Source organism: Virgisporangium ochraceum, assembly GCF_016863655.1.
In the GTDB taxonomy this organism is placed as follows: Bacteria; Actinomycetota; Actinomycetes; order Mycobacteriales; family Micromonosporaceae; genus Virgisporangium; species Virgisporangium ochraceum.
Map to the genome: position 1 here is coordinate 14,070 of NZ_BOPH01000068.1, position 19,075 is coordinate 33,144.

The 19,075-nt window shown below is 70.8% G+C and carries 13 protein-coding genes; 4 read left to right on the forward strand and 9 right to left on the reverse strand.

Annotated elements, in window-relative coordinates:
* Nucleotides 1-55 precede the first annotated feature (55 nt).
* Nucleotides 56-679, forward strand: coding sequence for a TetR/AcrR family transcriptional regulator (locus Voc01_RS23065; protein ID WP_203929595.1), 624 nt, complete (start codon nt 56-58; stop codon nt 677-679).
* On the opposite strand, the gene Voc01_RS23070 is transcribed toward Voc01_RS23065, so the two are convergent.
* Complete coding sequence (locus tag Voc01_RS23070; RefSeq protein ID WP_203929596.1) at nt 636-1,355, reverse strand: Crp/Fnr family transcriptional regulator; 720 nt, start codon at nt 1,353-1,355, stop codon at nt 636-638. The two genes, Voc01_RS23065 and Voc01_RS23070, sit on opposite strands and share 44 nt — an antisense overlap.
* Before the next feature lie 48 nt (nt 1,356-1,403).
* Here Voc01_RS23070 and Voc01_RS23075 point away from each other — a divergent pair, with 48 nt between their 5' ends.
* Nucleotides 1,404-1,664 (forward strand): YciI family protein, encoded by a 261-nt coding sequence (locus Voc01_RS23075; RefSeq protein WP_203929597.1) that lies wholly within the window; start codon nt 1,404-1,406, stop codon nt 1,662-1,664.
* A 32-nt stretch (nt 1,665-1,696) separates the two neighbouring features.
* On the opposite strand, the gene Voc01_RS23080 is transcribed toward Voc01_RS23075, so the two are convergent.
* Both Voc01_RS23080 and Voc01_RS23085 read right to left on the reverse strand, forming a co-directional pair.
* On the reverse strand, nt 1,697-2,137 hold the full coding sequence (locus Voc01_RS23080) for a nuclear transport factor 2 family protein (RefSeq protein ID WP_203929598.1): 441 nt from the start codon (nt 2,135-2,137) through the stop codon (nt 1,697-1,699).
* 28 nt (nt 2,138-2,165) lie between these two features.
* Complete coding sequence (locus Voc01_RS23085; RefSeq protein ID WP_203929599.1) at nt 2,166-2,573, reverse strand: RidA family protein; 408 nt, start codon at nt 2,571-2,573, stop codon at nt 2,166-2,168.
* A 64-nt stretch (nt 2,574-2,637) separates the two neighbouring features.
* On the opposite strand from Voc01_RS23085, the gene Voc01_RS23090 reads away from it, so the two are divergent.
* Together Voc01_RS23090 and Voc01_RS23095 are read left to right on the forward strand one after the other, a co-directional pair.
* Nucleotides 2,638-3,252 carry a TetR/AcrR family transcriptional regulator gene (locus Voc01_RS23090; RefSeq protein ID WP_239160418.1) on the forward strand — a complete coding sequence of 205 codons (615 nt, stop codon included), beginning with the start codon at nt 2,638-2,640 and terminating at the stop codon, nt 3,250-3,252.
* Nucleotides 3,253-3,288: 36 nt separating this feature from the next.
* A complete protein-coding gene (locus Voc01_RS23095; protein ID WP_203929601.1) occupies nt 3,289-3,870 on the forward strand; it encodes a hypothetical protein in 582 nt (193 codons plus the stop codon).
* Nucleotides 3,871-3,885: 15 nt separating this feature from the next.
* Here Voc01_RS23095 and Voc01_RS23100 read toward each other — a convergent pair whose 3' ends face one another.
* The 6 genes from Voc01_RS23100 to Voc01_RS23125 form a co-directional block, all read right to left on the reverse strand.
* Nucleotides 3,886-4,500 (reverse strand): hypothetical protein, encoded by a 615-nt coding sequence (locus Voc01_RS23100; RefSeq protein ID WP_203929602.1) that lies wholly within the window; start codon nt 4,498-4,500, stop codon nt 3,886-3,888.
* Nucleotides 4,501-4,527: 27 nt separating this feature from the next.
* A complete protein-coding gene (locus Voc01_RS23105; RefSeq protein ID WP_373873853.1) occupies nt 4,528-10,281 on the reverse strand; it encodes a ThuA domain-containing protein in 5,754 nt (1,917 codons plus the stop codon).
* Between the two features lie 194 nt (nt 10,282-10,475).
* A complete protein-coding gene (locus tag Voc01_RS23110; RefSeq protein WP_203929604.1) occupies nt 10,476-12,416 on the reverse strand; it encodes a serine hydrolase in 1,941 nt (646 codons plus the stop codon).
* Between the two features lie 194 nt (nt 12,417-12,610).
* Nucleotides 12,611-13,270 (reverse strand): response regulator, encoded by a 660-nt coding sequence (locus Voc01_RS23115; RefSeq protein ID WP_203929605.1) that lies wholly within the window; start codon nt 13,268-13,270, stop codon nt 12,611-12,613.
* Nucleotides 13,271-13,349: 79 nt separating this feature from the next.
* Nucleotides 13,350-14,495 (reverse strand): sensor histidine kinase, encoded by a 1,146-nt coding sequence (locus Voc01_RS23120; protein ID WP_203929606.1) that lies wholly within the window; start codon nt 14,493-14,495, stop codon nt 13,350-13,352.
* A 110-nt stretch (nt 14,496-14,605) separates the two neighbouring features.
* A complete protein-coding gene (locus Voc01_RS23125) occupies nt 14,606-18,892 on the reverse strand; it encodes a galactose-binding domain-containing protein (protein WP_203929607.1) in 4,287 nt (1,428 codons plus the stop codon).
* Between the last annotated feature and the right edge of the window lie 183 nt (nt 18,893-19,075).

The following is a 19,075-nucleotide window of genomic DNA, read 5'->3' on the forward strand; positions in this document are numbered from 1 at the left end:
GACCGCCTCGCCCGTGTGCGGTGAACGGCGACCGCCCGGCCTCGGAGCGGTAGGCGTGCCCAAGGTCTCCGCCGATCATCTGGCCGCCCGCCGGCGGCAGATCCTCGACGCCGCCGGCCGGTGCTTTGCCCGCGACGGCTTCCACGCCACCTCGGTGCACGACATCGTGCGGGAGTCCGGCATCAGCGCCGGCCTGGTCTACCGGTACTTCACCGGCAAGGACGACATGATCGTCGCCATCGTGTCCGAGTGGCATGAGCAGCGGCGGGCGGTGATGGAAGCGTCCACAGTGGACTTCGACGACCTGGCCGACGCGTACCTCGGGCTGCTCCGGTCGATCGGTGACCCGTCCGCACGGGACGGCCTGCGGCTGGGCGTGCAGGTGTGGGCCGAGGCGGTGCGCTCGCCCCGCATCGGCGACCTCACCCGCGCCGGGATCGACGGGCCGCGCGGGAGCCTCGCTGCGCGGGTCCGGTCGGCGCAGCGGAACGGCGAGGCGCCGGCGGACCTCGACCCCGACGCGCTCGTGCGCGTGTTCATCGCTATCTATCAGGGGCTGGTGCTGCAGACGGTGCTCGACGACGGTCTCGACCGGGAGGCGTTCGTGCGCACGGTGGAGTCGATGCTCGACGCCGTCATCCGTCGGCCGCCGCCGAGTGCAGGCGACGGCGATCGGTGACGACGATGCCCCGCGGCGTCAGTTCGACGGCGCCCCGGCGGGCGAGTTGGCCCAGCGCGCGGTTGACGGTGACCCGGCTCAGCCCCAGCACGCGGCCAAGATGCTCCTGCGTACCCCGCCAGGCGACCACGCCGGCCGTAACCGGCACCACCACCACACCGGCCGTATCCGGCGGCGGCGCCCCGGCCGCATCCGGCGCCGCCGGATCGTGCGCGCCGAGAAAGGCCGCGACCCGCGCCACCGCCGGAAGCGTGACCGCCTGAGCCAGCCGCCGCCGGCCGGCGAGAACGGTGCGGGCCAGGTGCGCCAGCACGTGCCCGCGCACCGACCGCTCCTCCTCCAGCAGCCGCAGGAACCGCTCGGCGGGGAGCAGTCGACCGGCGCACGGGGTGACCGCGACCAGCCCGCTCGGCCACGCGCCACCGTCGAGGACGGCCGGCTTGTCCACAATGGACGGTCCGGTCCACCGTTCGGGCCAGACGAGCTGGCCCTCGGCCGTGGCGTGTTCGGCGGCCACCGTGCCGGAGAGCAGCAACAGCACGGCCCGCGCCGGCGTCCCCTGTGGACGGACGAGCGCGCCGGCCCCGTACCGCACCGCGCGGCTGGCCCGGGCGACCGCCGCCAGCGAGTCCGGCGACAGCGTGCGGAACGCGGGAATGGAGTCCAGCGGGGTCATGTATCGAGTGTTACAGCGTCCCGTCCACATCGGACCTACGGTCGTCCCATGTGGATAGTGGAACTGGCGTTCACCGGTACGCCCGAGCGGTTGGCGGCACGTCCCGCACACCGCGACCGGCTCACGGCCCTGCACCGCGCGGGAACGGTGCGGATGGCCGGGCCGCTCGACGACGACAGCGGCGCGGTCATCCTCGTGGACCTGGACGACCGCGCCGACGTCGACGCGTTGATCGCCGACGATCCGTACTACCGGACCGCGGGGGTCACGATCGTCGGGATCCGTTGCTGGCGACCGTTCCTCGGCTAGGCCCTGCCCTGCCGCAGATCAACACGACCGGCCTAGGCGCCGAAGTACTCGCGCATCATGTCGCCCCAGCCGGCCTGGACCATGCTGGTGAACCGCCACCGCCCGCCGGCCTTCGCCATGACGTCGGCGTACCGCATGTACTGGACGTCGCCGCCGCCCCTGATCACCGTCGTGGTGACGACCACCGCCAGGTCGGCGCTCAGGAAGTGGGGCTCGCGGTGGTTCTCGAGCTCCGGCTGAGGCCCGTCGGTCGCGGCGCCCATCGCCTGGACGAACGTGCCGCGGTCCCATTGCTGGGTGACCCGTTCGCCCGCCGAGTCGTGCGAGATCACGGTGAGCGGGAACAGCGCCTGGTCGGCCATCGCCTCGACATCGTTCTTGCGGGCCAGGGCGTCGTACTCGGCGAACCAGGCCAGCAGGTCGGCCACCTGCTGGTCGGTCGGTGCGAAGGGAGCGGAGGTGAAAGGGCTCATGGCTGTAATTATATACAGCGTACAGAGTTTATGCCAGGACGGCGATGGCGTCGATCTCGACCAGCAGGTCCGGCTCGCCCAGGGCGGCGACCCCGATCAACGTGACCGGTTTGACCGGGTTGACGCCCAGCCGGGCGGCCGCGCGCATCGCGCCCTCGCCGAACGCGGCCATCTTGTCGGGCGTCCAGTCGACGATGTAGATGGTCAGCTTCGCCACGTCGTCGAAGCTCCCGCCGACGGCGGTGATCGCGGTGTGGACGTTGACGAACGCCTGCTCCACCTGGGCGGCCAGGTCGCCGGTGCCGACCGGCCGGCCGTCGGCGTCGCGGGCCACCTGTCCGGCCAGGTAGACCGTGCGGGTCCCGGTGGCGATGCCCACCTGCGCGTACATCTCGGGCGTCGGCAGTCCGGCGGGGTTGATCAGTTCGACGGTCACGGCGTTCTCCTTTTGCATAACATTGCTATGGCAATGATATGGCATAGCTATGTAATATGTGCAAGTGCCAAGGAGTGCCGATCTCACCGTTCGGGTCACGCTCATCGAGCGCGCCGCCGAACTGCTCGCGGCCCGCGAACCGGTGACGCTGCGCGGCCTCGCCGCGGCCGCCGGTACCTCGACGATGGCGGTGTACACGCACTTCGGTGGCATGCCCGGCCTCTGGGCGGCGGTGCGGGCGGAGGGCTTCACCCGGCTCGCGCGGCGCCTCGCGACCCAGCGGCCCACCGACGACCCGGTCACCGACCTCACGCTCGTCGGCTCGGTGTACGTCGCGAACGCGCTGGCCGACCCGAACCTCTACCTCACGATGTTCGACAACCGGTACGAACTCGACGATCCCGGCGTCGCGGCGACCGGCTTCGAGGTGCTCGTCGGTGCCGCGGCGCGGGCGCGCGCGGAGGGGCGGTTCGCGGAGACGGTCGACCCGGCGGCCGCCGCGACCCGGTTGTGGGGGATGACCCACGGGATGGTGATGCTCGTGCTCACCGGCGCGCTGGAGAGGTCCGACCTGGGGCGTCACCTGCCGCCGATGTGGGCGGCCGCGTACGTCGGGTTCGGCGACCGGGCGGCGCCGGCCCAGCGGTCCGCCGAGGCGGGATGGGTCGAGCCCGGGTGAGCCGGTGCCATCGACACCGACCCATATCGTGGAGTGATGGCGCGGTTACGAGGCGAAGAGAAGCGTGCGTGGGAACGCACGCTGCGGCTCTACGACAAGCTCCGATCCGGCGGGTCGCCGAACGTTATCGAGGGCGACGAGATCGAGCTCGGTCCTGACGAGGCGTGGTACGCCGAGACGGGGCTCCTGCTGTTGACGCCGACCCCGGTGGAGCGGACGGTCACCTACCAGGAGATCCAGCGTCCGTTCACGCTCAACCCGTTCCAGCGGGCCCGTGACGCGCACGACCGTGCCGTGAACCGGGCCGAGTTCGAGCGGCTCAGCCGCGAGGTGGCCGAGGGTCCCGAATTCCTGTGGATCGAGCGGGGACCGGTGCTGGTCCGCCTCACGAGCGACCGGCTGATCTGCGAGTCCGACGAGGGTCGGTGGGGGTACCACCGCGTCGACCTGACCCACCTGGAGTTCGACGTCGACGAGTGGTCGGTCGAGCTGCGGTACGACGGCGCCGGTCCGATCCAGCTCGCCGGGTGGGGAGCCATCGCCATCGGGCTGATTCTCATCTGGCTGCGCAACGGCCCGGACGACGTCGCCGCGATCGGCCTGGAGAACATGCGCTAGCGGGTCCGGAACCGGCTACCGGCTCCCGGACCCGCGGCGGGGTCGTCCGGTCGTTCCCGGCCGCCCCGCCGGTACACCGGCCGGGCGGGTGCCGCGCTGGCGGACCATGAGGATGGCGGCGCCGGCCGCCGCGAGCGCCACGACGAAGGCGATCGTCCACCAGCCGCCTCCGCCGCCACCGCCGGACCGTTCGGTGGCACCCGTGCGCTCGGCCGGGCCGGTGGTCGGCGGGGCGCCGGTCGGTGGCGGAGGCGCGGCCTGCTGCGCCCTGGCGTCCACTGTGGACTCCGTGGCGATGACGTTCGGGTCGGTGCCGGTCACCGTCACCGTCCAGCGGCCGGGGGTGAGCACGCCGCTGGTGCGGTAGAAGGCGCGGCCCTCGGGCGCGGCTTCGAGGTCGAGCGGGCCGACCGACTTCCCGCCCTCACCCTTGGCCGTCAGCAGGAGACGGAGCACCCGGTCCTCGACCGGGTGCCCGTCGCTCTGGTACAGGGCCCGGACGGTGACGCCCGTGGCGCCGTCGCCGGCGACCTCGAGCTTCACCTTTCCCCCGTGGGCCGCGGCAGGGGCGGAGGGGACCAGTACGACGCCGAGAATCGCCAGAACTCCCAGCACCACAAGGCGTCGCATGGTCCCCTCCAATGGTCGGTCAACGGGTCAGCCTAGTGTTCCTCCTTCGGGGACCGTCGTCGCGTCACCTTCCAGGCGGCCCGTGCCCTTCAACGGCTTGCCGCCGTTGGCCTTGGCGGCCGCGTTGCCGGGTTGGCCGCCGAGCCGCACGATCATCGCGTCGGCGTCGCGGATGAGCGTCGCGCGGACCTCGGCGTTGGTGACGACGGAGGCGTTTCCGGCGATCTGCTTGTACTGGTTGAGCAGGTTGATCGCCCGCTGGTCGATGCCGTTCGCCTCGGCCTGCCGCACCGCCGTGAGCTTGTTCGTCAGCTGCTTGTGCGCCTGCGCGGACAACCAGCCCGTCGCCTTGAACCGGTCATGCAGGTTCTGCATGTCGCGGAACGACGTGGTGACGAAGAACCGCACGTTCTGCGTCGTCTGGTTGCCCGCCTTGTCGGTGGCCGTGACCACCAGCTCGTGCAGGCCGAGGTTCAGCTCGTACATGGCCTGCAGCGTGTTGCTCTGGTACGCCCGGCCGTCGAGCGTGCCGACCACCGACTGGATCCCCGACGTCGGGTCGACCGCCTGGAACGTGACCCGCACGTCCTGGCTGTCGCCGTACAGCTGTCCGTCGGCGAGGCCGCCGATGAGCAACGTGGGCTTCGTGGCGTCGATGGTGAGCACCGCCGACTTGATGGTCTCCACGTTGCCCGCCGCGTCGGTGGCGCGGTAGCGGACGGTGTGTTCGCCGTCGCCGGTCACGTCGACCGGCTGGGTGTACGGCGTCCACGCGCCGCCGTCGAGCGAGTACTCGATCGACGCCACCCCGGAGCCGGCGTCGGTCGACGTCAGCGTCACCGGAATGCGGCCGTTGTGCCAGCCGTCGTCGTTCGGCGGTGCGAACGTCGCCGCCGTGACCGGCGCGGTCGCGTCGATCTTCACGGTGACGCTCTTCGTCTGCTCGACGTTGTTCGCCGCGTCGACCGACCGGAACCGCACCTCGTGGGTGCCGTCACCGGACACGACCACCGGCTCGGTGTACGCGGTCCACGCGGTGGCGGTGTCCACCTGGTACTCGGTGCGGGCCACCCCGACGTTGTCCGTGGCGGCCAGGGTGACCGTGGCCGGGCCGGTGTACCAGCCGTTCGTCTGCGGGCCGGCCACGGTCGCCGTGGTGACCGGTGCCTCGGTGTCGCCCGCACCTGCCGGCGTGAGCCGGAAGTAGTCGAACGACGCCTGCTTCGACGCCGTCTGCGCGCCGCCGAGCGTGAAGAGGCCGACCTTCGGCGTGGCTCCCACGGCCGCGTTCGTCAACGGCTCGAAGGCCGTCCACGTGGTGCCGTCGGCCGAGTAGCTCGCCGTGTAGGTGTTGCCGGACTTGACGATCCGCAGGTGCCACGCGCCGCTGGTGAGGTTGGTGATCCCCGGCTGCGGGTTCTGCACCGCCCCGGCGATCTCGCTGCGGTACTCGATCCGCCGCGACACCGGTTGCCCGGCCGCGTTGTCGACGATGTAGTCGAGCTTCAGGTAGTTGTCGTCGTCGAGATACACGAGCAGGCCGCCCTGCTGGTACTGCTCGTTGAAGGCGCTGCCGTCGACCTTCGTCTGCGCGGTCCAGTCACCGTTCGGCGCGGTCTGCAGGATGAAGTTCGTCGGACCGGTGTTGTTGGTCGTGTAGATGTCGCCGTTCGGCACGTCGATGGTCAGCGCGCCGTCGGCGATCCGGTACTTGGTCGCGTCCTCGCGGACGATCGAGTTCCACCGGCACTTGTCCAGGGCCGGCGCAGTGAACTCGTCGGACGGGTCGACCGCGCCGGCCGGTTCGTCCGGCGTGATCTGGAACCAGTCGAACGCCGCGTCGATCACCGGCGCGGTGCCGCCGCCCTGGAGGGCGAACAGCCCGATCTTCGGGTTGGTGATCCCGGCCAGGGCGGCCGAGCGTCCGATCGGGGTGAACGTCTGTCCGTCGCCGGACATCGACGCGGTGACGTTGGTGCCGTCGCTGGTGAGTCGCAGGTAGACACTTTCGCCGCTGGGCGCGGCGGTGGCGTCGGCGGCGTCGTTGCGCGGCGTCGCGGCGGTCTCCCGGATGAACTCCACCCGTGCCGACCCCGAGAACAGCAGGTCGAGCTTGGCGTAGTTGTCGTCGTCGCCGTAGAGGAGCAGACCCGCCTGCTGGTAGTTGACGGCCACCGCGAGCGAGACCTTCGTCGTCGCCTGCCACGGCCCCTCGGGAGTGGGCTGCAGCACGAGGTTGGTCGCGTCGTTACGGGTCCCGTAGAGATCGCCGACGCCCGTGGGGAGCACGAGGTTTCCGTCGCGCACCGCGTACGTCTGCGACTCTCTGACCACTGTGGACCATCGGGTGCGGTTCAGCGCGGTTCCGGCGAAGTCGTCGGAGCGTGCCCCGAAGCAGCCCGTGTTCGGTGCCTCCACGGTGATCTGCACCGACGCGTACCCGGCCGAGCCCTGGCTGTCGGTGACGGTCAGGGTGGCCGTGAACGTCCCCGGCGCGGCGTAGGTGTGCGACGCGTTGGCCGTGTTCGCCGTCCCGCCGTCACCGAAGTCCCAGGCGTAGGTGAGCTGGCCGTCACCGTCCGGGTCGGTCGCCGAACCGGTGAAGTTCACGGCGAACGGCGCGGTGCCGCTCGTCGCGCTGGCCTGCACGGTCACCTGCGGACGCGCGTTCGTCGACACGCCCTTGCCGATGAAGTCCATCCAGTTGACGTTGAACAGGCTCCCGGTACCGGTGCTGCCGGCCGGGTTGCGGGCCACGAAGAACAGCGGACCTTCGGTCGTTCCCGCCGGGATGTCGACGGTCACGTCGGCGTAGGTCTGCCAGGCGCCCGTGCCCGGCACGGTCGCCGTGGCGATCACCGGCCCGGCGGCCGAGCCGGTGCGGACCTCGATGCGTCCGCCGGCGGCGGCCGACGCGGCCCGGAACCGGATCTGCGTGATGCCGGTGAGGTTCGCCGGCGCGACCGACCACCAGTCACCGTCTTCGATGAAGCCGATGTTCTGGAAGCCGCCCGCGGGGTCGCTGGTCGTCTCCCGCTGCACGCCCGGGTCACCGCCACCCACGCCGTCGTTGGCGCGGCCGGTGGCTGAGTAGTACTCGGCCTGCTTGCGCTTCGGCTGCAGCTGCACGAGGGCCCGGCCGGTGAGCGCGTTCGCGCCGCCCGTGCCGCCGTTGTCGGTGTAGGTGGCCTCGAACACCATGAACACGTTCGCGTCGGCTCCGTGTCCGGCGGCGAGCGACGTCTGCACCGTGCCGGTGCAGCCGGTGTACTCCTGCAGGGGGTGCGTGTGCGCGTCGTGGCCGAGGTACGACTGCAGCCTGACGCGGGAGCAGTCGATCGAGGGGTCCTCCGGGTCGGTGACCCGCACCGTGTAGGCGACCTGGTCGCCCCAGTCGTAGAAGCCGCCGGCCGGCGGGAACTCGACGACCACGGTCGGCGCGGTGTTCCCGACCGTGATGGGCACGTTGGCCACCGCGGTGCGTCCGGCCGGGTTGGTGACCGTCAGCTGGGCGGTGTAGTTGCCGGCGGCGGTGTAGGTGTGGACGGGGTTGGGCTCCGTGGACGTGCCGCCGTCGCCGAAGGTCCACGCGTAGGTGAGCTGGCCGCCGTCCGGGTCACGCGAACCGGCACTGGAGAACTGGACCTCCAGCGGCGCCTGCCCGGAGTCGGGGGTACCGGTGGCTTCCGCGATCGGCGCACGTTCGCCGGCCACGTAGTCGATCCGGTAGACGCCCGAGTCGGCGTTGTTACCGCCGAACCCGGTGCCCCACTCGATCATGTACATCGCACCGTCGGGCCCGAACTCGAAGTCCATCGGGCGCAGGAACGTCATCCCGGTGAGCAACTGGTTGATGTCCACAAGGGACGTTCCGTCGGCACCCACCTGGAACGTGTACATCTTGTTCTGGTTCCACTCGCCGAACATCGCCTTGCCGTCGTAGTACGCCGGCCACTCGCGGTCGCTGTTGGGCAGGTTCTCGTACCGGTACACCGGTCCGCCCATCGGCGCGCCGCCGCCACCGATCTCCGGGAACCGCGGGTTGCCGCTGTAGTCGTAGTCGACGGTGGCCGGGATCGCCGGCGGAAGGTTCGTCAGGCCGGTGTTGTTCGGGGAGTTGTTGACCGGCGCGGCGCAGTCGAACTTCGGTCCGCTCGGTCCGGACGGGAACGTGTAGTCGTTGTACGCGTAGTTGTTCCCGTGGCAGTACGGCCAGCCGAAGTTTCCGGGCGCGCCGATCGCGTTCCACTCGACCGTTCCCTCGGGTCCGCGGTCGGGGTTGGCCGCCCCCGCGTCGGGGCCGTAGTCACCGACGTAGAGGGTGCTGGTGGTCGTGTCGTAGCCGATCCGGAACGGGTTGCGGAAGCCCATCGCGTAGATCTCGGGACGGGTCTGTGCGGTGCCCACCGGGAACAGGTTGCCGTCGGGCACGGTGTAGGTGCCGTCGTCCTCCGGGTGGATCCGGATCACCTTGCCGCGCAGGTCGTTGGTGTTGCCCGACGTGCGCTGGGCGTCGTAGTCCTGGCGGCCGGGCCGCTCGTCGATCGGGGTGAACGAGTTCGACTCGAACGGGTTCGTGTTGTCTCCGGTCGCGAGGTAGAGGTTGCCGTCGGCGTCGAACGTCATGCTGCCGCCCGCGTGGCAGCAGGTGTTGCGCTGCGTGGTCACCTCGAGGACCGACTTCTGGCTGGCGAGGTCGATCGTGTCTCCGGTGACGGTGAAGCGCGCCAACCGGTTGCGGGTCTGCCCGTCGTTCGGCGCGTAGTACAGGTAGATCCAGTTGTTCGTGGCGAAGTCGGGGTCGAGCCTCATGCCGATGAGGCCGTCCTCGTTGCCGGAGAAGACGTCGAGGTCGATCGCCGTGGTGGTGAGGTTCGTGTCGGGCCGGATGATCTGCACGCGCCCGTCGCGCTCGATGTAGAAGACCCGCCCGTCGGGGGCGATGTCGAGCTCCATCGGGTTGCTGGTGTTGCTGTCGAGCGTCACCTTCTCGAAGCTGCTCGTCAGTGACGCCGAGCAGTCGGCGCCGGCAGCGCCCGCCGCGGTCCGGATGCCACCGAGCACGTGGCCGCGGAACTGCGGGTCGGCGAAGGACTCGATGGTGTGGCCCATGCCGGTGTACCAGGACCGCCCGCCGTCGTAGTCGCGGCACCATGCGATCGGGTGGTCGGCGCCCATCGCGCCGGCGCCCGGCGAGTAGCTGGTCTCGTCGAGCGAGGCCAGCACGTGGACGTCGCCGCGCGGGTTGGACTGGTAGTTGTACCACTCGTCGAAGCGCGACCACCTGGCCGGAAGCCCGGACGTGGACGGGTGCGCCGGGTCCTCGACCTTGACCGTGGCCGTCTGGTTGGCCGGGTGCGAGGTGAAGTACGCGCCGACCAGTTCGCCGTACCACGGCCACTGGTACTCGGTGTCCGACGCCGAGTGGATGCCGACGTAGCCGCCACCGGCCTGGATGTACCGCTCGAACGCGGCCTGCTGGGTGAGGTCGAGCACGTCGCCCGTGGTCGACAGCCAGATGACCGCGTCGTACTGGGCGAGGTTCTCGTCGTTGAACGCGGCGGAGTCCTCGGTGGTCGACACCGAGAACCCGTTGGTGGCGCCGAGATCCTGGATCGCGGCGATACCGGCCGGGATGGAGTCGTGGCGGAAGCCGGCGGTCTTCGAGAAGACCAGTACGGAGAACGGTTCCGCTTGCGCCGTCGCCGGCGCGGACCGCGCGGGGGCGGCGGTGAGGGTCGCGGCGACGACCGTGCCTACGACCGCGAGCAGGACGCTCACGGCGGCATGGACGAGCCGACTTCGGCGATGTCTGGACACACGGGCTCCTCGAAGGAAGGGGGTGTTGCGCCCAGGACGGCTCGCCGAAGACCGGACCCGGGGTGAAGGGTGTAGGTAAGGGCACTGAACAAATGCAGTGGTGAGCCTAAATGAAGACGACCCTCTATTGGAACCCTATGTGTGGCGGTGCTCGATCAGATGCCGGCCGCGCCGATCGCCGCGTTGAGGTTCGCGGCGAGTTCCGACAGGCTCGCGTTCGCGTCGCGGATGGTGTTCGTGTTGAGGATGTAGCACCAGTCGATCCCGTCGGTGCGCGACTCGGCGCGGCTGTAGCAGCCGGGCATCGAGCCGGTGCGGGCGGATCCCGGTGCCCGGCCGCCGAGGCCCCAGACGGCATAGTCGCTGGTCAGCGCGGTGACGGCCGGCGCGGTGGTGACGAGGCCGCCACCGGAGTCCATCGTCTCGATGAGGAAGTTCCCGTACGCCGACGGCACCAGGGCGTCGGACCACGGGTCGAGGGCGCTGCCGCCGACGTCGGCGTGGTCGTAGGACACCTCGTCGGCGCGCCGGCCGGTCCGCTCGGTGGCCCCGACGAACACCTGACCGTCGACCCCGAGCGGCTGGAGCACCTCCTGCGCCAGGAAGTCGCGGAACGGCAGGTTCGTGACCTCCTCCACGACGAGGCCGAGCAGCACGTAGCCGAAGTTCGAGTACCGGTCGTCCGCGTCGTAGGCGCTCGAGTCGCCGGGCGTGTACTGCAGCGGCTCGCCGTACATGTAGCGGGCCATGTCGCGCTTCGACGCGCGTCCCGAAAGTTTCAACGCACGGGCGATGTCGCGCATCCGGAACACCGGATCCACAGTGGACACGCGGCGCACCCAGCCGCCGGTGTGCTCCACGCAGTGCCGCACGGTGACGTCGTCGATGCGGCTGTCCTTCGTCTGGCCGGCGAGCGCGACACCGGTGATGCCGAGCAGGGGGAACACCTCCTCGTCGAGGTCGAGGCGGTCGGTCTGCACGAGGCGGCGGATCGCGGCGCACGCGAACGCCTTGCTGACGCTCGCCACCCGCATCAGGCTGTCGGCCCGGGTCGTCGGGTAGCCCGGCTCCGCCCACGTGTATCCGGCGGCGAGCCGCAGCGTCCCGCCGCGCCGCACCGCGAGCTGCCCGGCGCGCACCGCCCGCGACTTCATGAAGTCGCGCATCACCGCGTGGACCCCGCCGAAGCCCGAACCGGTCTCGTTGGCCTGCGTGAAGACGCGGGGAACGGGCAGGTCGCGCGCGGCGAACACGGCCGAGTAGCGGGTGCCCGTGCCGAGCCCGCCGCCCTGCACCGTGACCGGGTAGCGGCCGGCGCCGAGCTGCGTGTCGAACTCCCGCTGGTAGGCCGGGGAGTCCAGGCCGTGGCGGGCGACCCAGCCGCCGACGCTGTCGTCGGTGAAGATGGCGAGGTACTGCAACGGGTCCGACGCGTCGACGAAGGCGGGGCGCAGCCCGGCCGCCGTGTAGGCGTCGAACCATTCCTGGTACCGGTCGCCGTTGCCCATGTCGTGCGCCTGCCACTTGACGTCGCCGGGGTTCGGCAGCCAGACCCCGGCGTAGGTGCGCTCGCCGGCGCCGCCGTAGATCGCGATGGTCTTCGGCATGCAGTGGTGGTCGCGCGCCCACCGGTTCACGTTCGACAGCGTGCCCGTCGCGTCGGCCGACCCGTCGACCAGCCCGTGCCGGGCGATCCAGGTCGACGCCGGGAGCTTCTCGAACACGGCCGCGAAGACGGGGTTGCCGCGCGGGCCGGTGGCACTGACGATCACCGGCACGAAGCCCTGCCCGACGAGCTGGTCGAACCGTGCCTGGTAGCCGGCCGCGTCGAGCCCGTGCAGCGCCGCCCAGGCCGGTCCACCCCGCTGGACCCAGACCGCCGTGTACCGCGGGTCCGTCCGCTCGCCGTGGACGCTCAACGAGATCATCCGGTAGCCGGCCGAGCTGAGCTCGTTGAACTTCTGCTGGTGGGTGGCGCCGGTGACACCGTGGTACGCGGTCATGGCCTCGCCGGCGGCCACCACCCCCTTCGCCGGGACCAGCAGCGGCGCGGCCGCCGCCACCGCCGCCGCGCGGATGAGCCCGCGACGACTCACCGACGTGCACCCCGTGCCTGTTCCCGTGCTTGTCCCCGTGTCTGTCCTCATGCCTGCCCCCTAGCTGATGACTGCCGGGGATCCTTACATGGCGATTTGGTCGGATGCTGAGGAATCTTTGCTTTGCCCGCTTTTCTGTCGTTGTTCCGACGTGTGGTGCTCCCGCTGACCGGGCCCAGGCCGGCTTCCCGGGGTCACGGGGTCGGGGTCACCAGGCCGGTCTCGTACGCGAGCACCACCAACTGGGCGCGGTCACGGGCGTGGAGCTTGGTCATCGCGCGGCTCACGTGGGTCTTGGCGGTGGCCACGCTGATCACCATGCGGGCCGCGATGTCGTCGTTGGACAGGCCGCGGGCGGCCAGCGCCATCACCTCGCGCTCGCGGTTGGTCAGGACGTCGAGGGTGGCGGCCCGGCCGGCGCGGGGCAGCCGGGAGGTGTACTCGCTGATCAGCCGGCGGGTGATGGCGGGGGAGAGCAGGGCGTCGCCGCGGGCGGCGACCCGGATTCCGTGGAGCAGGTCGGCCGGCTCGGTGTCCTTGACGAGGAAGCCGGTGGCGCCGGCCCGCAGGCCGGCGTACACGTGCTCGTCGATGCCGTAGTTGGTGAGGATGACGACCCGCGTGGCGGCGAGGGACGGGTCGGCCGCGATGCGCCGGGTGGCCTCGATGCCGTCGAGGACCGGCATCTGGATGTCGACCAGGGCCACGTCGGGCCGGTGACGCGCCGCCAGCGCGACCGCCTCGACGCCGTTGGCCGCCTCCGCCACCACGCTGAGGTCGTCTTCGGCCTCGATGAGCGCCCGGAAGCCCGCCCTGATGAGCGCCTGGTCGTCGACGAGCAGCACTCGGATCACGGCGTGCCTCCGTCGTTCGGGCGGGCCGACCGGGTCCCGCCCGGCGCCGGGCCCGCCACCCGCTCCCGGCTGATCCACCTCATGGGCCGGCGACCTCCACGGGGAGCACCGCCCGCACGCTGAACCCGGCGCCCGCCCGCGGACCCACGTGCAGCGACCCGCCGAGCGCGGTGACCCGTTCCCGCATCCCGGTGAGCCCCACCCCGGGCTCGGCGGCACCGCCCCTCCCGTCGTCGACCTGGACGGCGAGCTCGTCGTCGCCGTACTCGAGGTGCACCGACGCGGTGGCGGGACCGGCGTGCCGGGCCACGTTGGTGAGCGCCTCCTGCACGATGCGGTACGCCGTACGGTCGACCGGGTCCGGGAGGTCGCGCCGCTCGCCGCTCACCGTGACCGACACCGGAACGCCGGCCCTGACCGCGCCCTCGACCAGCCCGTCGAGCCGGTTCAGCCCGACCGTCGCCGGCTCCTCGTCGGAACGCAGGACCTCCAGCGCCGCCCGCAGCTCCCGCATCGCCTCCCGGCTTGTCTCCTGGATCGTCAGCAGCGCCGGCGGCACCTCCTCCGACCGCTTGCGGGCCAGGTGCACCGCCACCCCGGCCTGCACGTTGATGAGCGAGATGCTGTGCGTGAGCGAGTCGTGCAGCTCGCGGGCGATGCGCAGCCGTTCCTCGTCGGCGCGGCGCCGCGCGGTCTCCTCGCGGGTGCGCTCGGCGTCGAGCGCCCGCTGCTCGAGGTGACCGATGTGGATGCGCCGCTGCCGCGACAGCTCACCGGCCACGCAGGCGGCCACCATCCAGCCGATGAGCAGCACCCAGCGCTGGAGCGCGTCGGGTGACAGGTTCGCGCCGCCGACCCCACTGCCTACGGTGGCGACCTCGGTGGTGTACCCGCCGACCAGGACGGCGGCGATGGCCGCGCCGGCCGCGAGCCGCTGCCGGGCGAGGACCGCCAAGTACAACGCGACGATGACCGGCAGCGACGAGCCGACCCCGGGGTACCCGCGCGCCTGGTACGCGAGCAGGGCGGCGGTGGCGACCGCGAGAACCGGCACCGGCGCCCGCCGCACCCCCGCGGTGGCGAGCGCCGGAACCGCGATGAGCAGCACGGCGACCAGGTCGAGCGCGCGCCTGCTCTCCGGCGCTATCAGCCCCGCGACGACCATGACCACGGCCAGCCCGAGGGCACCGGCGAACGGCCGGAGGAGCCCGGGTGTCGTGGTCATGCAGGGACGATAGGCGGCCGGACCCCATCGGCACGTCGCCCTCGGGAGGGAGATCGCAGTACCACGCTGGAGGTAGGACCGGCGGCCCTACCTCCAGCGTCGTAGGAGTGCTAACCCCCGGTGATCGTGAACTGCGTACCGGGCTGCCGGACGATGTCGCCGTCGGCCGAGTTGGTGATGGACACGTTGGTCAGGGTCGCGCTGCCCTGAGCCTGCGCCATCGCCAGGATGCCGGCACCGTTGTTCGAGCGGTCGATGCGGACGTTCGTGATCGCGACGCCCGGCATGTTGCCCGACTTGAACTGGATGCCGTCGTAGGTGGAGTCGACGATGTCGGTGTCGCGGATCGTGACGCCGACGATGGGACTGGTCGCCGCGAACAACGTGATCGCGCCGAACTCCTGGTCCTCGTTCCAGAACGCGCCGCCGCACCGGTACAGGCCGTTGTTGGCGATCAGCGTCGTCTGCGAGAACGGCAGCGGACTGTGGTCGGTCGCCAGCATGATGCCCGGGTAGTTCGCCGTGTCGTAGACGAGGTTGTTCTCGATCGAGTTGCGGTAGCCACCGTAGATGGCGATGCCGTTGGCCCGCCACGGAAGCTGCACGGTGTTGTTGACGAAGTGGTTGTCGTGCCCGATGTCCACCGACTGGTCGCGCACGAACGGGTTGGCCCACACGGCGAGCGCGTCGTCGCCGGTGGTGCGGAACGAGGAGTTGAACACCCGCGAGTTCCGCGTGCCGTTGCTGAAGTTGATGCCGTCGGCGTACGTGTTGCGGATGCGCATCCCGGTGAAGTCCAGGCCGTCGCCCGGGTTCCAGTACGCCGGGGTGTCGCTGTAGTCGCGGCCGACCCAGGCGCCGACGTTGACGTGCTCGATCCAGACATTGCTGATCCTCGTGTTCTTCCCGAACCGGCCGTTGAGGCCGTGGCCCCGGTTGGCGCGGTTGGTCGTCATCCCGAAGATGGCGATGTCGGAGATCTGCGTGTTGTCGTCGATGTCGAAGCCGACGTTGCCCTCGTGCGGGTGGTTGATGTTCCCGCTGACGTTCTGCGGCTCGGTGTTCGTGTACAGCTGCGAGTACCACATGCCGGCACCGCGCACCGTCACGTTGCGGATGCCCTTCTGGTTGTTGCCGGTGCGGGCCGGGTCGGGCGACAGGATCTTCTGCTCCTGCCGGAACCGGCCGGCCGGGATCCAGACACAGCTGATCACACCGTTCTCGTCGTCGGTCACCGCGCGCTGGATCGCGGCGGTGTCGTCGGTGTTGTCGTCCGGGGTCGCTCCATATTGGACGATGGACGTGCAGCCGGCCGGCTGCGACAGCTGCGGTGCCACCTGCTCCAGGTCGATCATGTCGATGATGTAGAAGGAGGCGTTGTCTCCGCTGTCACGCTGCAGCTTGAACCTCGTACCCGGCGGGTACGACTGGCCCAGCAACGCGTTCGACTCGTCGAACAGCCGGCGCGCGTTGGCCTGCGGGGTGTTCGACAGACCCTCGGTGTCGTCGGTGGTGCCGTACAGCCAGCTGTTGCGCGACGACAGGGTCAGCTTCCGGGAGAAGGCGCCGTTGATGTAGAGGCTGATCGTGAAGTCCTGGCCGCCTCCGCCAGCCGAGTCGGGGACCGAGTTGCGCACCACGATCGAGTTCGCCTGGTTCGTGGACGTGAACTCCACGAACTGACCCTGACCACCCAGCCGCACCGACCGCCGGCCCGACGACTCGGTGGCGAAGTTGGTGTGCCCGAACGTCCGCAGCGGGTCGGCCGTGAGCACCTCGCCGTTGTGGGCGGCGATCTCGGCCTCGTAGCTGACGTACGGCACCGCCGCACCGCGTCCCACCACAATGGACTGTGACAGGGAGTTGTTGCCCTCGTTGGTCTCCGCGACGACGTTGGCGGCGTCGGCGGTCGCCGTGATGGTGGCGCCGCCGCTCGTGGCCGTCCAGCTACCGGAGATCGCGACGGTGGCCGTCGTGCCCGCCGCGATCGACGCCGTGGCGCCGTTCAACGTTGTGCCACCGACCACGACCCGGGTGGTCGACGCGGCCGACGCGCTCGTGCCGCGGTTCTGCACGTTCACCGTGAAGCTCACCGACGCGCCGATCGCCGGGTTCGGCGGGTTGGTGCTGATGCCGGTGACGAGCAGGTCCGGCCCGGGCGCCTGTGCCACCACGAGCTGCGTGGGCGCGGTCAGGCTGTTGTTGCCGTCGTTCTGTTCCACCACCGTGTTGGAAGGGTCGACGACGGCGGTGACGGCGTACGTGCCCTGCGCGCGGGTCCCCGCGTTGACCTGTACGGAGGCCGAAGCGCCCGCCGCGAGCGCGCCCACGTTGGCGGTTCCGACGACCGAGCCACCGAGGCTGAGGTTCACCGTCGTCGCCAGACTGGCGGCCGTGCCGATGTTCTGCACGGTGGCCGACAGCGTGACGGCCGTGGTCTCGGTCGGGTTGGCCGGCGACCACGTCACCGAGCTCACGACGAGGTCGGGGTTCGGCGCCGGCGTGCCGCACACCTCGAGCTCCGCCACCTGGCCGGAAGGCGCGCCGGTGTTGGAGGTGAAGCGCAGCTGGACGTCGGCGGTGGTGGCACTCACGGGGATGCTGACCGCGTTCGTGCCCTGCACGAACTGGTAGCCGGCCGCCGACACCAGGTTGGTGTAGGTGGTCGCCGCCTGGTCGCGGCCGAGGATCTGGAAGGTCTGCGTACGCGTGCCCCACGCCGGATCCGGGTTCAGCCTGACGTTCACCGCGGTGATGACATGGTTGGCGCCCAACGCGACCGTGAGGTTCTGCGGGTAGGTCGCCGCGCCCTCCCAGTAGGTGGCGAGCTGGCCGTCGTTCGCCTTGTCGGGCGTGAACGTGAACGTGGACCCGGTGGCCGTCATCGCCTTGCCCTGCGCCACGTTGACGCACTGCGGCTGCTGCGACCCGGTGCGCGTGACCGTGTTGCTGTTGCCCGACAGGTTGCCCGCACCGTCACGCGCCCGCACGAAGTACGAGACGGTCGCCGTCGGCGGCTGGGTGTCCTGATAGGACAGGACGGTGCCGAGCGTCGCGACGAGGCTGCCACCGCGGTACACGTTGTACCCGGCGAGCCCGCTGCCGCCGGTGTCGGTGCTGGCGGCCCAGGTGAGCGTGATGACGTTGCCGCTCGTGCCGTGGGCCAGGTTCGCCGGGGTGCTGGGCGGCGTGGTGTCGGTTCCGGTGCCGGTGCGGGTCACCGTGTTGCTGTTGCCGGAGACGTTGCCCGCGACATCCCTCGCCCGTACGAAGTAGGACACGGTTGCCGTGGTCGGCTGGGTGTCCGTGAAGGAGGTGACGTTGCCGACCTGCTGTGCGAGGGTCCCGTTGCGGTAGACGTCGTAACCGGCGAGGCCGCTGCCGCCGGCGTTGTCGGTGGAGGCGCCCCAGTTGAGCGTGATCGTGCTGCCGTTCTGGCTGTAGGACAGCGTTCCGGGCACGCTCGGCGGCGTGGTGTCGGTGCCGGCGGTGGCGCCGTAGATCTCCACTTCGGACAGTTGACCGGCCGGCCAGCCGCTGTTCGCCGTGATGGCGATCCGCACGTACCGCGCGGTGGCCGCGCTGAACGTGACGGTGACCGAGTTGGCGCTCACGGCCGGATCGAACGTGTAGTTCTGGCTCGCCTTGAGATCCGTGAACGAGGAGCCGTTCGTGCTGCCCTGCACGCTCAGCGTCTGCGTGCGGGTCGCCCAGCCCGACGCCGGAAGCTTGAGCACGACGCGGTCGATGCTGCGCGCGGCGCCGAGGTCGACCTGCACCCAGGCCGGGAACCCGTTGCTCTCCCAGTAGGAGCCCTGGTTCCCGTCGGTCGTGCGCGACGAGTCGTAGACGTCGGAGTGGCCGCTCTCCTGCGTCGGGCGTCCCTGCGCGAGGTTGCCGGTCGGCGCGCCCGCGCCGTACACCTCCACTTCGGACAGTTGCGCCGCGCCCCAGCCGGTGTTGCCACTGATGTTCACCCGCACGTAGCGGGTGGTGACCGCGGCGAAGTCGATGGTGACGGCCGGGTTGAAGGTGCGGCCGGCACCGGCGACGATCGTGCTGAAGTTCGTCCCGTCGGTGCTGCCCTCGATGGCGAGCGTCTGGGTGCGGGCACCCCAACCGGAGGGCAGCTTCAGGACCACCTGGTCGATGCTGACGCTGGCGCCCAGGTCGACGCGGGCCCACTGGGGGAGGGCGCCCGAGCTCTCCCAGTAGCTGCCCTGGTTGCCGTCGTTGATGTTGGCGGCCGCGTACGGCCCGTTGACGCTGCTGGCGGCGGCGGCCTTGCCGATCGAGAGGTTGGGGCCGCCGGCCGCGTTCGCGGCGGGCACCCAGGCCCCCGCTGTCGCGGCCACGACGGCGACGGCCGTCGTGAGCACGGAGATGAGTCTTCTCATGGGGGTCCTTCACGCAGGGAGGCCGCACGCGGCGGTCGCCCGGCTGGGGGACCCCGCGCACGCGCAGGGTGGGGTGCTCCCCGGCGGGCGGGCCGGGAAGGAAGTGGGCGGGCATCTGCGCAAGAATTTCATCGACTTGTAGGAATCTTGCGCGAGGTTGGCCAAAGGTTACCGACGCACTAC

What these genes read in the sequence shown, in the direction of transcription:
- Voc01_RS23070 (WP_203929596.1), bottom strand. Translation starts at nt 1,355, where the DNA reads ATGACCCCGCTGGACTCCATTCCCGCGTTCCGCACGCTGTCGCCGGAC.
- Voc01_RS23095 (WP_203929601.1), top strand. Translation starts at nt 3,289, where the DNA reads ATGGCGCGGTTACGAGGCGAAGAGAAGCGTGCGTGGGAACGCACGCTG.
- Voc01_RS23120 (WP_203929606.1), bottom strand. Translation starts at nt 14,495, where the DNA reads ATGACCACGACACCCGGGCTCCTCCGGCCGTTCGCCGGTGCCCTCGGG.
- Voc01_RS23100 (WP_203929602.1), bottom strand. Translation starts at nt 4,500, where the DNA reads ATGCGACGCCTTGTGGTGCTGGGAGTTCTGGCGATTCTCGGCGTCGTA.
- Voc01_RS23080 (WP_203929598.1), bottom strand. Translation starts at nt 2,137, where the DNA reads ATGAGCCCTTTCACCTCCGCTCCCTTCGCACCGACCGACCAGCAGGTG.
- Voc01_RS23125 (WP_203929607.1), bottom strand. Translation starts at nt 18,892, where the DNA reads ATGAGAAGACTCATCTCCGTGCTCACGACGGCCGTCGCCGTCGTGGCC.
- Voc01_RS23075 (WP_203929597.1), top strand. Translation starts at nt 1,404, where the DNA reads ATGTGGATAGTGGAACTGGCGTTCACCGGTACGCCCGAGCGGTTGGCG.